The organism is Nocardia arthritidis, from assembly GCF_011801145.1.
Lineage (GTDB): Bacteria > Actinomycetota > Actinomycetes > Mycobacteriales > Mycobacteriaceae > Nocardia > Nocardia arthritidis_A.
Window position 1 is genome coordinate 5,460,666 of the sequence record NZ_CP046172.1, and the last position, 14,009, is coordinate 5,474,674.

The following is a 14,009-nucleotide window of genomic DNA, read 5'->3' on the forward strand; positions in this document are numbered from 1 at the left end:
GGCCGTTTCACCGCTGCGGCGGGAGGTCTATCGGATCGTTCGCGCCGCCTTTGACCTCGATGGTGAGATACGACAGCGGCGCGTCACCGATGTTCCTCATGTCGTGCAGGTGGTATCGCTCGGCGGGGAGCGGGAAGTAGCGGGTCTGTCCTCGGACGTAGGCGATCTCCCGTGACGTGCCGTCGCCCCCGTGCTGGCGGACCCGGCCGTCGGTGAGGGCGATCCAGAAGTAGTCCAGCACATGCCGGTGCATCGGGACGCGCTCGCCGGGTGCGAGGTGGGTTTCCCAGATGCGCAGCGCATCGGTCTCCCGCACCAGCGCCTGACCGATCCGGCCGTTGTGTGCGTTGTCGCCGAATTCCCGTAGCAGCGGCGGACTCCAGCGCGCGAAACCCTCCGCGACGATGGTGCCGATCAGTGGATTGTCGAACGGTGAATCCTTGCCCACGAACCGGGTCCTCTCGATTTCGATGTGCCCCAGCGGAATCCGACTGTCGATCCCCTGGCCGCGAATTGTGACTATAACGGAATACACAGCGCTCCACCGGATTTCGGCAATGCGAAGACGGCATCGCACCCTTCGGATGGGACGGAACCGGCCGGGTATTGACAGGCGATTAGCTAATTGCCATATTAGCTCGGTGATCGATGTGGACCTGCTCAAGGCGCTGGCCAACGACAAGCGGTTACAGATCCTGGACTGGTTGCGCGACCCGGTCTCGCACTTCCCGCCGCAGCGCGACGGGGACCTGGTCGAGGACGGGGTCTGTTCGCTGTTCATCGCCGAGAAACTGGGGTGAGCCAGCCGACCTGCGGCGAACATCTGAAAATCCTCGCCCAGGCCGGACTCGTCCGCGGTAAGAAGATCAAGCAGTGGGTCTTCTACCAGCGCGACGAGGACCGCATCGCCGAGGCGAAGCGGTTACTTTCCCACGATTGGTGAGTCGGCGAAATATGTTCGGGCACATCGTGATCGATCATTGCCACTATCTCATCGAGGATCAGTCATGACACAGACCGAGTACACCATTCACTACGAGCCGCTGTTCGGCGCACTCCAGAAGATGGATATCCAGACGCTGATCAACGAGGTCGAAGATCCCTGGTACAACCAGACCCTGTTCCGCCTCGGCGGTGTCGTGGTGCGCCTCGGCGTCATGCAGGGCGAATTCCACTGGCACAAACACGATGAGCAGGACGAATTCTTCTTCGTCCTGGACGGGCTGTTCCGCATCGAACTGGAGGGTCGCGAACCCGTCGAACTGTGCAGACGACAGGGATTCACCGTACCGGCGGGCATGATGCATCGGCCCGTCGTCCCGGTCCGCACCGCCGTATTGATGATCGAGCAGGACGGCGTCTGCGCCACCGGAGACTGAATATGAAGACATCACTGCGGCCCGGCCTGACCGCTCAACTGAAATACGTTGTGCCCGTGGAACGTACGGTGCCCGGCCTGCTCCCCGAATCGGACCACTTCCGCGCCATGCCCGCCGTACTGGCCACCGGATACCTCGTCGGCCTCGTCGAGTGGACCTGCATGCTGGTACTGGACGGACACCTCGACATCGGGGAGCAAACACTCGGCGTCCACGTCGATCTCAGCCACGACGCGCCGACCCCACCGGGAAGCACCCTGATCATCGATGCCGAGCTCGGCGCGATCGACCACCGCCGACTCACCTTCACCATCCACGCCTACGACGAAAACGCGACGGTCTGCCGAGGCACCCACCGCCGCGCCGTCATCTGCACAGACCGCTTCAACGCCCGCCTACAAACCCGATCAACCCCCTGAACAGAGCATCTCTCGGCCAATCGCACCTCGGCCCGGTGGTCCGGCACCGAGCCAGGGTTCTACGGCCTGATGAATTCGGCCTGCAATGATGGCCATATGAGCGCACCTGATAAGCAACACGAGCTGCGGGTCACGGCCGAGGAATTCGCGGACGGAGCGACAGCCGCGCTCGGTGACATCGAGATCGTGGACGGGCGCGTCGTGCGATTGATGGCCCAAAGCGCCTTGCACAGCCGAGTGGTCCGCCGCCTGGCCGGTCTGCTGGAGGCCGCACGGCGTGACGGCGGGCCGTGCATGGTCGTGGATTCCGACGTCGCCGCGCGATTCGCCGACGCCGATTCCTCGGTGGCGGACCGGCGACTGAATATTCGCTATCCCGACATCTGGATACGGGACTGCGAACCATACGAGGTCAACACCGTACGCGACCACCTGCTGCTCGTCGTCGAGGTGACCTCCGAATCGACCATCGACACCGACATCACCGATAAGCGAATCCAGTATGCGGCCGCGGGCATTCCGCGCTATCTGATCGTCCGCCTCGACCAGAAGGAAGAACGGATCGAGGAGATCGAGGACTATCGGCTCGATTGGTCGGGTCGCCGCTATCGCGTCCACACCGTCCACCGGCGCGTGCTGCTGCTCGACGATCCGGTCGAGGCGACCATACCGTTCGACGTTTTGGAACAGCCCTGAGGGCCAATGCTTTTCACAGCGATATCGAGGGTAGATCTATGCCGCGCAAGGGGATCGCGGTGACGTTGTGTACTCGGGTGGTCCAGATGGCGTGGCCGTGGGCGGACCACAGGGGGCGAGGGGGAGGTCGCGGAGGAGTTGGTTCTCGGCGAGGCGGTAGAGCTGGGCGCTTTCGGGGGTGGTGGGGGCGGAATCGGCGGCGGTCAGGAGGTTGGCGAAGCCGGGGTCGGTGTAGCCGGCGGTTTCGGCGATGGCGGTGAGTAGTTCGTGTGGGCTGGATGTGTTCGGGGTCAGGGTCACCGTGGAGGGGGCGGGTGCGTCGGCGCGCGGTTTCGCGGTGACGTCGAGTGTGAGGGCGGTGTGTAGTTGCTCGGCGAGTTGAGTTGCCCAATTTTGTTGTCCAGCGCTGTAATACATGGTGACCGGCCCGGTGAATGCGGCCTGGCCGAGTAGCGATTGCGCCGCGGCCTGGTCGTGGGTGCACGGTCGGCACGGGCCGGAACGTTCGCCCGGCGCGATGCCCGGCGGCAGCATCGAGCGGGCCGGATCGGCCTGCTGTGCGAGCGGACCCGACGTCAAGGCCGCGCGGTCGACCGCCATGGCGAAGGCGTAGCGCACCGCCGCGTCCTGGAAACGCTTGTCGGACAACGGAAATGCGAGATAGCCTGCCTCCGGTAGCGGCCACATCGCGTGCCGGTCGGCGAATTCGTGGTGCATGGCCTCGTGCCGCTCGCCGGGGACCTCGCTCGCCAGATCCAGCGAGCCCGCCCGCACCTGGTCGTATTGCGCGGCGGAATCGCCTACCCGGAACTCGATTTCGCGCACATTCCCACCGGCTTCCGCGACGCGCAGCAGTCGCCCGCCCGAACCCGGCCGCCACGGCTGCGCCATCCGGTACGGACCGTTGCCGATCGGATCGGCGGCGAAGCGGGCCCAATCCCGACTGGCCAGTACCGATTCCGGCAGCGGAAGCAGTGCCTGCGCCGCGAGCACCGCGGGGACCTGGCCGAACGGTCGATCGAGCACGATCCGGATCGTGTGCTCGTCCGGCGCGCCGATCTCCTTGGCGCGCAACACTTCCGTGAGCGCGCCGGAGCCGGTCCACCGCTGGCCGGCGACCGTATGCCAGGTATCGACATACGATTTCGCGGTGACCGGCGTCCCGTCGTGGAACCGCCCATCCGGGCGGAGCTTGACCTCCCAGGTCAACTGGTCGGTGCTGGTGACCGATTCCGCGGCCCGCGGGGTGACCTTTCCTGTCGCCGAATCGTAGTCGACCAGCGGCGTCCACAGCGCGGCGACGATCATCCGGCCCGCCTGATCGTGCAGATCGGCGGGCAACAGACTGCCCGGCTCGCCGACGCCCACCGTGAGCACGCCGGGCTTCGCCGACTCCGGCGCCGAACCGCAGCCGGTGACGCTGAGCAGGGCGATGGCCAGTACGGCGACGACTCGAAACCAGGACATACCGGCATCACCCACCTTGTCTCGCGCGAATCACCCTTTCGCACATGACATCACGTGATCAACTACCCGAAACACCGGCGACAACTGGGGAGCTCGCGCCCGGCCGCACTGAAATCTACAGTTGTCTCGATGATCAGGACACCCTGATCCGAGGCGATCCCGTCCGGGAGGCAGTCATGCGCCGCTGGTTCTACCGATCGTCCCTGCTCTTGGCCACCGTGACGGCCACCGTCGCCGCCGCGACGCTGCCCGCCCTCGCCTGCGGTGAGGACGGCCCGGACGGCGCGGCGCCGAAGGTCACGGGCTCGCCCGGCGCGGAAAAGAACGTCAAGGCGGTGGGCAACGTCCCGGACGCGCAGGGCGCGATCTCGCTGGGATTCCTCCAATACGGCGACCGCGACGTCATGTATGTCTCCGGCCAGTTCGGGCTGCGGACCTACGACCTCACAGGTAACCCGACGGCCCCGAAACTGCTCGGACAGCTCAGCATGCCCGGATTGTGGGAGACCGAGGACACGCAGGTCGACCCGGTGCACAAGCTGGCCTTCCTCGCTCGCGACCCGCGCGCCTTCAACGGCAACACCGATACCGGCGAATCCGGCGTCTACATCGTGGATTTGGCCGATCCGGCGAATCCGACCACGCTCAGCTATGTGAAGGTGCCCGCGGGTCACACCACCCGATGCATCAACGACTGCCAGTACCTGTGGACCCAGGGCCCGGCCAAGGCGGACGACCAGCCCGCCGACTGGGGCGGCCGCCCGATCTGGGTCACCGATATCAGCAATCCCCGTGAGCCCAAAGTCTTTCCGGATCCGATCGATCTGGCGCGCAATGACGGCAAGACCGATTATGTGCACGATGTCCAAGTGGACGAGACCGGCATCGCCTGGGCGTCCGGCCGCGGCGGCGTACGCGGGTACTGGACAACGGGCACACACAACGATCCCGTCACCGGTCAGCAGCGCGAGGCGACCGCGACCGATCCCGTGCCGTATGCGGGCGGCGGAATCGCGGAGACCGCCGCGCCATCGCGGTTCATGCACAACAGCTTTCGCCCGATCGGCGGCCGCGCGAAGGACGGCGGCGGCGGGCGGTTCGCCGACGGCGATCTGATCTACGTCACCGAGGAGAATTTCGCACCCGGCTGCGCGGACGACGGCGTCCTCGTCATCGCGTCGCTGGACGGCTCCTACGACGGCGAGGGCTGGCGTTCGACCCCGGATCAGCCGTACCGGCTCACCACCGTCGGCACCTGGGGCGTCGCCGGTCAAGAGGGCAGCGACCCGGCCTCCGACGACTGCTCGGCACACTACTTCGACGTGCAGGACAAGATCCTCGTGCAGTCGTTCTACGCGCAGGGCACCAGATTCCTCGACGTCAGCGACCCCACCAACCCCCAGCAGATCGCCTACTACCGCCCCGCCGACGCCCGCTCCTGGGCGCCCTACTGGCACCGCGGTCTCGTCTACGTCGCCGACAACACCCGAGGCATCGACATCCTCCAACTCACCGCATAGTCTTTGCCCGATCCCGTTGTGTTCCAGCGCTGATCGCTAGTCTGACGGATATGGCGATCTCGCGAAGTTTCGTGAACATCTGCACCGACCGGCTTCCGGAGACACGCGACTTCTACGTCGACCTACTGGGTTTCGAGGTCGGCTTCGACAGCGACTGGTTCATCCAATTGAGCGCCAAGGGATCCGACGCGACCATCGGCATCATGCGACGCGACCACGAGCTGGTGCCGGAGCAGGCCCGCGGCACGGCATCCGGTTCGTACCTCACCGTCGTCGTCGACGATGTGGAACCGGTATTCGCCCGCGCCAAGGAACTCGGCGTGCCGATCATCGAGGAGCCGACGGACCTTTTCTACGGCCAGCGCCGCATGCTGGTGTCCGACCCCAACGGGGTGGCCGTCGACGTATCCAGCCCGACGGCGCCACCGACCGCCGAATTCGGTTACGCTCCAGCGTGATTCGGTCGCTGCGCAAGCTCCTCGACCAATTGTCGCGTCAGCGGCACGGGTAATCCGCGCCGATCGGCCGCGCGGACGATCGCGCCGCCGATCGCGTCGAGTTCGGTGGGGCGTCCCGCCTCCGCGTCGCGTTGCATCGATGACTTCGTATTCGCCGGGAAGATCTCATAGCGGGCGAGGACGTCGGCGGCTTCGACGGTCGCACCATGGGCTCGGCTCACCGTGGCGATCTCCTCGACCAGCGTCCGCAGCTCCGGTAGTCGCTCGGATCTGATGCCGCCGAACGGTATTCGATAGCGAGTGGTGAGCAGCGCCAGCGGCGCGAGAAGGGCCAGCTTGTCCCAGAGCACGGCGTGCTCGTCCGGCATGACCCGGGTGTTCACTCCTGCGGCGATCAGCTGCGCGGCAAGCGGGGCGAGATCCTCGGGCACGGCGGCGGCCATATCGATCTCGACGAACGGGCTGTTGTGCTCGATGGTTCCCGGCGTCGTGCGGGTGGACTCGACCCGGATGATCGCGGGAACCACCTGCCCGACTCCGTAGCGCGCCCGTAGCAGGTCGATATGTTCTATGCCGTTGAGCAGCGGCAGGATTCGACCGTCGCGCAGGCGCTCCGGCGGCACGCGGTCCAGGGCGGCGTCGAGCGCGGTGTGTTTGACGGTCACCAGGCACAGATCGACGGACTCGGACAGGACGGTCGCGGCCTCGACTCGGGCGGTGAAGTTCCCGAACTGGTTGCTACGCACCCGGATTCCGCTCTCGCCCAGCGCGTCGACGGTCCGCGGGCCGCCGAGGCAGATGACGCGGTGCCCGGCCCGCGACAACAGTGCGGCGAGTAGTCCGCCGACCCCACCGGGGCCGAGTACCGCGACTGTCGCCTTACCTGACCACATGGTATGCAGAGTAGCAGCAGCCAATTACGCTGTGGCACAGCACAATGCAGAGCTCAGCTTGTCGTCCATGGGCGCAGTTTCTCCGGGTTCCGGATCACCCAGATGCGGGTGATACGGCCGTCGGCGATATCGAAGGCGTATACCGAGACGACGGTTCCGTCGAGTTCGGCCACCAGGCCGGGTTGGCCGTTGACGGTGCGTTCGAGCAGGGTCACTTCGGGTGCGCGAGTGGCGATTTCGATCCAGGCGTGCGCGATCTGGGCGCCGCCGTCGATCGGGTGCAGGAAGGCCGGGGTCAGGCCGCCGCTGTCGGCCATCGCGATCGCCCGCGGATCCAGCAGGCCGATCAGCGCCTCGATATCCTTTGCCTCCCAGGCCCGTTTGAAATCCCGGACCACCTCGGCGCGTTCGGTCCCCGACGGGCCCTGCGAGGTGCGGATGCGGCGGCGCGCGGATGAGGCGAGCTGACGGCACGCCGCCGGGGTGCGCCCGACGATCTCGGCCACCTCGGCGAAGGAGTAGCGGAACACGTCGTGCAGGACGAACGCGACCCGCTCGGCCGGTGTCATCGAGTCGAGCACGACGAGGAAGGCCATGCTGATCGACTCGTCGAGGGTCACCCGGTCGGCCGGGTCGGCGGGCACTGGACCGCCGAGCCATTCGGAGCGGTCCGGCACCGGCTCCGGAATCCATTCGCCCACATAGCGTTCCCGCCGGGCGCGGGCCGAGCCGAGCAGATCGAGACAGATGCGGCTCGCGACCGTCGTCAACCACGCGCCGGGCGCGGCCACCTCCGCGCGCTGCCCTTCGGACAGCGTGTACCAGCGCGCATAGGTCTCCTGCACGACATCCTCGGCCTCGGCCAGCGAGCCGAGCAGCCGGTAGGCGAGGTTGATCAGCTGACGGCGTTCGCTGATCACCGAGCGCGGGTGCGGGTCGGTCATGGGTGCTCCTCGGATCGATACGGCCGTTCGACCAATCGACGAAACGGCGACCTGAATTGTCAGGGGCGATGCGAAACGTCCCGATGACGGGGCGCAACCCAACCGAATCCGGCAGCTGATGCAGCATCGCAGTCGCCGCCGGTGCGCATCGAACGCGCACCGGCAGCAGCTGCCCCTCGGTCGCAGTGGTTGGCGTTGTGGCACAAGGAGACTGGACGTCGACGCATGGCAGCTGCGCCCGTCGTAACACCTTTATGGTACGTTCATATCATCAAAGACCGAAGGGGAGTTCATGGCGAAGATCGGGCGATTCAAGAGCGACGCGGCGCGGGCCGAATTCCTGCGGGCCTACGATGCGCTGGCCGCGCAATGGCCGGTCCCGTCGGACGATATCGATGTCGAAACATCGTTCGGGACAACGCGAGTGCGGAAATCGGGTGCGGGGCAGGGCATACCGCTCCTGCTGCTGCCGGGGATCGGGGGCAATTGCCTGTTCTGGAGCCCGTTCATCGAGGAGCTGGCCCGGGACCGGGTCGTCTACACCCCCGACATCATCGGGTGGGCCGGGCGATGCGAGCAGACCGCTCCCCTGCGCGACGAGACCGATATCGTCCGGTGGATCGCCGAGACGCTCGACGGGCTCGGCGTGGATCGCGTTCACCTGGTGGGCTATTCGCAAGGCGGATGGCTCGCGGCGGTGGCCGGGATCCACCGACCGGATCGGCTGGCGAGCCTGAGTCTACTGGAACCGGCTCCGGCCACCTTCGCCAGGCCATCGTGGAAGCTGCTGTGGAAATTCGCCACCGCCGGGATGCCGCCCACCCGCGAGAAGTTGGCGAAGTTGAATGCCTGGCTCCAGCCGAGTATCGAACCATCCGAACTCGAATGGGCAATGATAGAGGCGGCTTTGAAGTTCCGCTTCGGACTGCCGTGGCCGCGCCCGATCCCCGGTGCACGGTTCGCCACCATCACCGCTCCACTGCTCGTCCTCTTCGGCGCGGAGACGGTCGTACACGACGCCGAGGTAGCGGCCGGGCGCGTGCGCAATATGGTTCCGTCGGCCGACATCGAGATCTACCCGAGCGTCGGCCACGACATGCTCTGGGCGATTCCGGAGCGGGTGATTCCGCGGGTACTGGAGTTCGCGGCCGACCACGATCGAGCGAACGTCTGAGCTCCACGGCTAGGCCGCGAAATCCGATTGCACCCTCATTCGGGACATGTACTATCCCTATTCATGTTGATGAGCGAAGGAGTCGAGTGGGGTCTGCACTGCTGCATGGTGCTGGCCTGGCTCGGCGATCGCGCGCCGATCGCCACCGCGCGACTCGCGGAGATATTCGAGCTGCCACCGGAGTACCTGAAGAAGCGGCTGCAGCCGCTGGTGCGCGAGGGCATTCTCGAGTCGACGCCGGGTGTGCGCGGCGGCTACCGGCTGGCGAAGGCACCCGAGCGCATCAGCCTGATGGACATCGTCGCCGCGGTCGAGGGCCGCACCGGGGCGTTCCGCTGCACCGAGATTCGCCGCCGGGGCGCGGGCGAGACGGCCGCCGAATCGGAATTCGCCAAGCCGTGCGGAATCAGCACGGCCATGCGCCGCGCCGAGTTGGCGTGGCGGCGCGAGTTGGCGAGCCAGACCGTCGCCGATCTGCTGGCGGGCGCGCCCGCGAACGCCTCCGCCCGCGCGCGCAGGTTCTACGAGCAGCGGACCGCCTGAACGTCCATCGATAAATCGACCCGGCCACCAGGCCGGGTTTTTCTCGAAAGGAAACCGGGATGTCAAATGTCCTGATTAAATCGCCCAGGGCCTCGGGTGATCGATCGAATGGGTTGCGGCGCACGCTGATTCTGGCGCTCGGTACCTTCGCCGTCGGCACCGACGCGTTCATCCTGGCCGGATTCCTGCCGGATCTGGCTGCCGGACTGGAGGTTTCGACGGCGACCGCGGGCCTGGCGGTATCGGTCTTCGCCGCCGCCTACGCGCTCGGTTCGCCGCTGCTCGCCACGGCCACCGCGGGCGTGCCGCGCCGAGCGCTGTTGGTCACCGCACTCGCGGTGCTCGCGGTCGCGAATCTGGGATCGGCACTCGCGCCGACGTTTTCGATCCTGCTCGGCACCAGGATTCTGGCCGCGGCCGGGGCAGCGGCATTCACACCCAACGCGGGCGCGGTGGCCTCGGCACTGGTGCGCCCGCAGGCGCGGGCCAGGGCGCTCGCGGTGGTCGTCGGCGGGTTGACCATCGCGACCGCGCTCGGTGTTCCGCTCGGCGATGCGCTCGGGCAGTGGCTGGGCTGGCGTTCGGCGCTGGCCGGGGTCGCGGCGCTGTGCCTGCTGGCCGCGGCCGGGGTCGCGCTGTGGGTGCCGTTCGTGCCGGGTAATCCGAAAGTGCCGCTGGCCGAGCGAATGTCGGTGCTGCGCAACCGCACCGTCGCGACGGTGCTGCCGCTGACGGTGCTCGGTATGAGCGCGGCCTATGTCGTCTACGCCTATGCCGTTCCCGCGCTCGGTGGGCTCGGAATCGGTTCCGCGGCAACGGCCTTGATGTTGTGCCTCTACGGAATCGGCGCTGTCGCGGGAAATCTGTTCGCCGGCTTCGCAACCGACCGCTGGGGCCCGGCCCGCGTGCTCACCGCGGGCTACCTGACCATGGTCGCCGCGCTCGGCAGCATGGGCGTACTCGCCGCCACCGGCGTCTATTCACCGCCACTGGTCGGCGTGCTCGCCGCGGCGTGGGGTGCGGCCAGCTGGTGCCAGACCCCGCCGCAGCAGCATCGGCTCATCGGCGCGGCCCCGCAGGAATCCGGATTGGTGGTGGCGCTCAACGCATCCTGCATCTACCTCGGCATCGGCGCAGGCACCCTGCTCGGCGGCAGCACCACCGGCCACGGCGCGGCCACCATGTTCACCACCGGCGCGATCCTGGCGGTGCTCGCCCTGATCTATCTGCGCGCCACCGTCCGATCCTGACCACGCGAGGGTGCCCGGCGATATCCGCCGGGCACCCGAACCGTCACGCCGTACGTTTAGGCGTGGCACGTCCCCCGAAGTGCATGAACGGGCTGCCGTCGGCAATTCGGTAGAACGTCAACGGGATCCAGCCGAGCTGCGGGTCGTGGCAGAGATACCGGTCCTCGGCGACCGGGACCAAATCGAATGTCTTGTCCGGCATTTCACCCGCCAATTCTCCGGTGCCGATCACTCGCATCCGCAGTTTGCCGTCGCTGACGGTCACCTCGCAGCGCGCGCCGGCGCGTTCGTAGACGCCGACGTGGCGGTCCACATCGACCCGCGGCGGCTGTGCGGGCGGGGCGAACGGTTCCGGCACGGTGATGCCGACGAGCGCGGCGACCTCGGCGCACACCTCGCTCATCGCGGGCCCCACCTCGCCGCCGTTCGTGAGCATGGCGAACGCCAGCCGTTGTTCCGGAAGCACCCGCAAAAGCGCTGTCTGGCCGAGGGTTCCGCCGTCGTGCCCGATGATCCGGTGGCCGTCCCAGTCGAGCCGGAACCAGCCGATCCCCCACGAGTCCAGGCCCGGCGACAGATCCGGACCGGGCAGCACGGCCTGCTCGGCCCGCATCTGCTCGACCAGGTCGGCGGGCAGCAACCGATCGCCATCGGGTGCGACACCGCCGTCGATGTGCAGGCGGGCGAAGGTGAGCAGATCGCGGGCGGCCGCGGTGATCAGCCCGGCGGGCCCCGCGCTGCGCGGCAGCACCCACCGGTCCGCGCGGCGCGGCGCACCGTCGGGGCCGGGCAGATGTCCGACGGCGGCGCGATGCAGCAGCGCCTCCTCGGGCAGGGTGACGGTGCGGCGCAGGCCCAGCGGTTCGAACAGCAACTCACGCATGGCCGCATCCCACGTCTTGCCGGTGACCACCTCGATGACCCGCCCGGCCAGGCTGAATCCGGAATTGCAGTAGGACCAGGTGGCATCGAGCGGGAAGATCGACGGCACATCCGCAAGCGCGGCGACATAGCGTTCGAGACAGTCGTCGCCGCGCCCGGTATCGGTGAATACGTCGCCGTCGATACCGCTGGTGTGAGTCAGCAAGTGCCGCATGGTGACTCGCTTCGTGGTGTCCGGATCGGCGAGCCGCAGCCACGGCAGCGCCTCGATCAACGGCGCGTCCAGCTCCAGCCTGCCCTGATCGACCAGCCGCATGATCGCGGTCGCGGTCCACACCTTGGTGATCGAGCCGATCTGAAACAGCGAATCGGGGGTGGTTTCGACACCGGTGTCGAGATTGAGCACGCCGTGCGCGGCCTCGACGATCTCGTCACCGTGCGAAATAGCAAGTACCGCACCGGGAATGCGGTGCCGAGTCGCTATGTCGGCGAGTCGCTTTTGCCAGTGCTCACCATCCAATGTGGTCCGGATCGCCTCGGCGGGACTGGAATTCGTCATGAAACAGCTCCTTCACTACTCAGGGTTCCGATGGTCGCCACGGTTTGTTCCGGATCGTGCTGTCCGGCAAGATTATCCGAGGAACGGCCGCGCACGAGAAGTGCGAGCGCCGCGGCCGCGACGGCGATCGCGAGGCCCGCGCCGCAGACGACGTGCAGGCCGAAAACGAAGGTGTGGTGCGCGGCATCGGTGACGGTGTCGACGGGATTCGGCACGCGCGCACCGACATTGCCGAGCTGGTCGGACAGGTGCTGTCGCGCGGGCGGCGGGAATCCGAGCGTCACATCCTGACGCACCTGCGGATCGTCGGCGATCCGCCCGGCCACGGGATCAGCTGACGGGAACGCGGTGCGCACCGCGTTCGGAAAGCGGGAATTCACCACCGACACCAGCAGCGCACTCGTCGCGGCGACCCCGACGGTGCCGCCCAATTCCAGCGCCGCTTGCTTCACTCCCCCGACGACGCCCGCATTGCCGACCGGTGTATTGCCCAGGATCGCCTCCATCGATGCCACCATCAGCAATCCCGCGCCGACCGCGACGAGCAGCAGCGACGGGACCACCTCCGCCATCGAGGAATCCGGGGCGAGGCGCAGCAGCGATGCGAACGCCGCGGCGAATGCCCCGGCGCCGAGCAGCAATGTTGTTCTGGCGCCGAGCTTTTGGGTAAGCACCCCGGCCAGCGGCGCGGCGACCACGACCGTCACGGTGAGCGGCAGCAGCGCGACGGCCGCCGCGGTGCCGCCCAGCGCACGCACCCCTTGCAGATAGAACATCAGCCCGAAGACGACCCCGGTGAGCGCGGCCTGCGCCAGCGCCTGCAGCACCAGGCCCGCGGTGAACGAACGGTCGCGGAACAAACCCGGCGGCACCATGGGATGTGCGACGACGCGTTCGATCACGAGGAAGCTGCCGAACGCCAGCGCGCTGAGCGCCAGGTAGCGCAGCGTCCACGCGGACGCCCAGCCGTGCTCCTGCGCTCCGGTGATCGCCCAGATCAGGCCGACCACCGCGGCGGTCGCCGTGATCGCGCCCGCCAGGTCCAGCCGCTTCGACCCGGGTTCGGCGGATTCGCGAATCACGAACGCGCCGAGCAACACAGCGAGCACGCCGAACGGCAGGTTGATCAGGAACACCCAGTGCCAACCGGCGTATTCGACGAGCACACCGCCGAGCAGCGGACCACCCGCCGAGGCCAGCGCGGTGACCGAACCGAACAGTCCGAGCGCCGTCGGCAACCGGCTCGGCGGGAACGCGGCCCTGACGATGGCCAGTGCGGCGGGGAGGATCAGCGCGGCGAAGGCGCCCTGCGCGATTCGCGCGCCGATGAGGAATCCGATCGAACCGGCGAGCCCGCACACCAGCGAGCACAGCGCGAATCCGGCTACGCCGCAAAGAAATACCTTCTTGCGACCGAATTTGTCGGCCAGGGTGCCCGCCGGGATGGCCAGGCCCACCGTCGCGAGCGATTGTGCGGTCACCACCCATTGGATGCCCGCCGCGTCGGCCCGCAGGGCGACGGCGATGCTCGGGCTCGCGACGGCGACGACGGCACCGTCCAGCGCCACCACCAGCACCCCGAAGGCCACGGCGAGCAGGGTCGGCCAGGCTCGCGCCGGAATCGGTCCGACCGGGGATCGCGCCATTACTCTCACACGTATTCTCTTCTCGTACAGGACTTTTGGACTGGCACGGGCCTGCTGCCGATGCCCACCGATGACGTTAGGAACTCCGGCGTCATCCCCCATCCGGCGAGCAACCGGATCGCGACGACAGCGGACACCAGATCGCGGGTAGGGGTAGCCCCACCCCGGCGGCTCCCGGC

The 14,009-nt window shown here is 67.5% G+C and carries 16 protein-coding genes; 10 read left to right on the plus strand and 6 right to left on the minus strand.

Going from position 1 to position 14,009, the window contains the following annotated elements:
• Positions 1 to 7: 7 nt before the first annotated feature.
• Complete coding sequence (locus F5544_RS24465; RefSeq protein WP_167475353.1) at positions 8 to 448, minus strand: cupin domain-containing protein; 441 nt, start codon at positions 446 to 448, stop codon at positions 8 to 10.
• 193 nt (positions 449 to 641) lie between these two features.
• On the opposite strand from F5544_RS24465, the gene F5544_RS46005 reads away from it, so the two are divergent.
• The 5 genes from F5544_RS46005 to F5544_RS24485 all read left to right on the plus strand — a co-directional run bounded on the left by F5544_RS46005 (position 642) and on the right by F5544_RS24485 (position 2,494).
• Positions 642 to 800, plus strand: a complete 159-nt coding sequence (locus F5544_RS46005; RefSeq protein WP_203217337.1) for a hypothetical protein — start codon at positions 642 to 644, stop codon at positions 798 to 800.
• On the plus strand, positions 797 to 943 hold the full coding sequence (locus F5544_RS46010; protein ID WP_203217338.1) for an ArsR/SmtB family transcription factor: 147 nt from the start codon (positions 797 to 799) through the stop codon (positions 941 to 943). The genes F5544_RS46005 and F5544_RS46010 overlap by 4 nt, the downstream gene beginning before the upstream one ends.
• Positions 944 to 1,007: 64 nt before the next feature.
• On the plus strand, positions 1,008 to 1,379 hold the full coding sequence (locus F5544_RS24475; protein ID WP_167475354.1) for a cupin domain-containing protein: 372 nt from the start codon (positions 1,008 to 1,010) through the stop codon (positions 1,377 to 1,379).
• 2 nt (positions 1,380 to 1,381) lie between these two features.
• A complete protein-coding gene (locus F5544_RS24480; protein ID WP_167475355.1) occupies positions 1,382 to 1,798 on the plus strand; it encodes a thioesterase family protein in 417 nt (138 codons plus the stop codon).
• Positions 1,799 to 1,894: 96 nt separating this feature from the next.
• A complete protein-coding gene (locus F5544_RS24485) occupies positions 1,895 to 2,494 on the plus strand; it encodes a Uma2 family endonuclease (RefSeq protein ID WP_167475356.1) in 600 nt (199 codons plus the stop codon).
• Positions 2,495 to 2,530: 36 nt separating this feature from the next.
• Here F5544_RS24485 and F5544_RS24490 read toward each other — a convergent pair whose 3' ends face one another.
• Complete coding sequence (locus tag F5544_RS24490) at positions 2,531 to 3,961, minus strand: peptide ABC transporter substrate-binding protein (protein ID WP_238846631.1); 1,431 nt, start codon at positions 3,959 to 3,961, stop codon at positions 2,531 to 2,533.
• Between the two features lie 44 nt (positions 3,962 to 4,005).
• Here F5544_RS24490 and F5544_RS24495 point away from each other — a divergent pair, with 44 nt between their 5' ends.
• Together F5544_RS24495 and F5544_RS24500 are read left to right on the plus strand one after the other, a co-directional pair.
• The gene (locus tag F5544_RS24495) at positions 4,006 to 5,481 is read left to right on the plus strand and encodes an LVIVD repeat-containing protein (protein WP_238846632.1); all 1,476 of its coding nucleotides are present in this window, start codon (positions 4,006 to 4,008) and stop codon (positions 5,479 to 5,481) included.
• 50 nt (positions 5,482 to 5,531) lie between these two features.
• Positions 5,532 to 5,939 (plus strand): VOC family protein, encoded by a 408-nt coding sequence (locus F5544_RS24500; RefSeq protein ID WP_167475357.1) that lies wholly within the window; start codon positions 5,532 to 5,534, stop codon positions 5,937 to 5,939.
• Here F5544_RS24500 and F5544_RS24505 read toward each other — a convergent pair.
• Positions 5,924 to 6,832: a ketopantoate reductase family protein gene (locus tag F5544_RS24505; protein ID WP_167475358.1), complete on the minus strand. Its 909-nt coding sequence runs from the start codon at positions 6,830 to 6,832 to the stop codon at positions 5,924 to 5,926. The genes F5544_RS24500 and F5544_RS24505 overlap by 16 nt on opposite strands.
• Positions 6,833 to 6,885: 53 nt before the next feature.
• Positions 6,886 to 7,776 (minus strand): RNA polymerase sigma factor SigJ, encoded by an 891-nt coding sequence (gene sigJ / locus F5544_RS24510; RefSeq protein WP_167475359.1) that lies wholly within the window; start codon positions 7,774 to 7,776, stop codon positions 6,886 to 6,888.
• Between the two features lie 292 nt (positions 7,777 to 8,068).
• On the opposite strand from sigJ, the gene F5544_RS24515 reads away from it, so the two are divergent.
• The 3 genes from F5544_RS24515 (at position 8,069) to F5544_RS24525 (ending at position 10,743) form a co-directional block, all read left to right on the plus strand.
• Positions 8,069 to 8,950, plus strand: coding sequence for an alpha/beta fold hydrolase (locus F5544_RS24515; RefSeq protein WP_167475360.1), 882 nt, complete (start codon positions 8,069 to 8,071; stop codon positions 8,948 to 8,950).
• Between the two features lie 69 nt (positions 8,951 to 9,019).
• Positions 9,020 to 9,493: an RrF2 family transcriptional regulator gene (locus F5544_RS24520; protein ID WP_238846633.1), complete on the plus strand. Its 474-nt coding sequence runs from the start codon at positions 9,020 to 9,022 to the stop codon at positions 9,491 to 9,493.
• A 113-nt stretch (positions 9,494 to 9,606) separates the two neighbouring features.
• Entirely contained in the window at positions 9,607 to 10,743 is a 1,137-nt protein-coding gene (locus F5544_RS24525) for an MFS transporter (RefSeq protein WP_238846634.1), read from the plus strand.
• 43 nt (positions 10,744 to 10,786) lie between these two features.
• Here F5544_RS24525 and F5544_RS24530 read toward each other — a convergent pair whose 3' ends face one another.
• Positions 10,787 to 12,184 (minus strand): serine hydrolase domain-containing protein, encoded by a 1,398-nt coding sequence (locus tag F5544_RS24530; protein WP_167475363.1) that lies wholly within the window; start codon positions 12,182 to 12,184, stop codon positions 10,787 to 10,789.
• Positions 12,181 to 13,830 (minus strand): DHA2 family efflux MFS transporter permease subunit, encoded by a 1,650-nt coding sequence (locus tag F5544_RS24535; RefSeq protein WP_167475364.1) that lies wholly within the window; start codon positions 13,828 to 13,830, stop codon positions 12,181 to 12,183. The genes F5544_RS24530 and F5544_RS24535 overlap by 4 nt, the downstream gene beginning before the upstream one ends.
• Positions 13,831 to 14,009 lie beyond the last annotated feature (179 nt).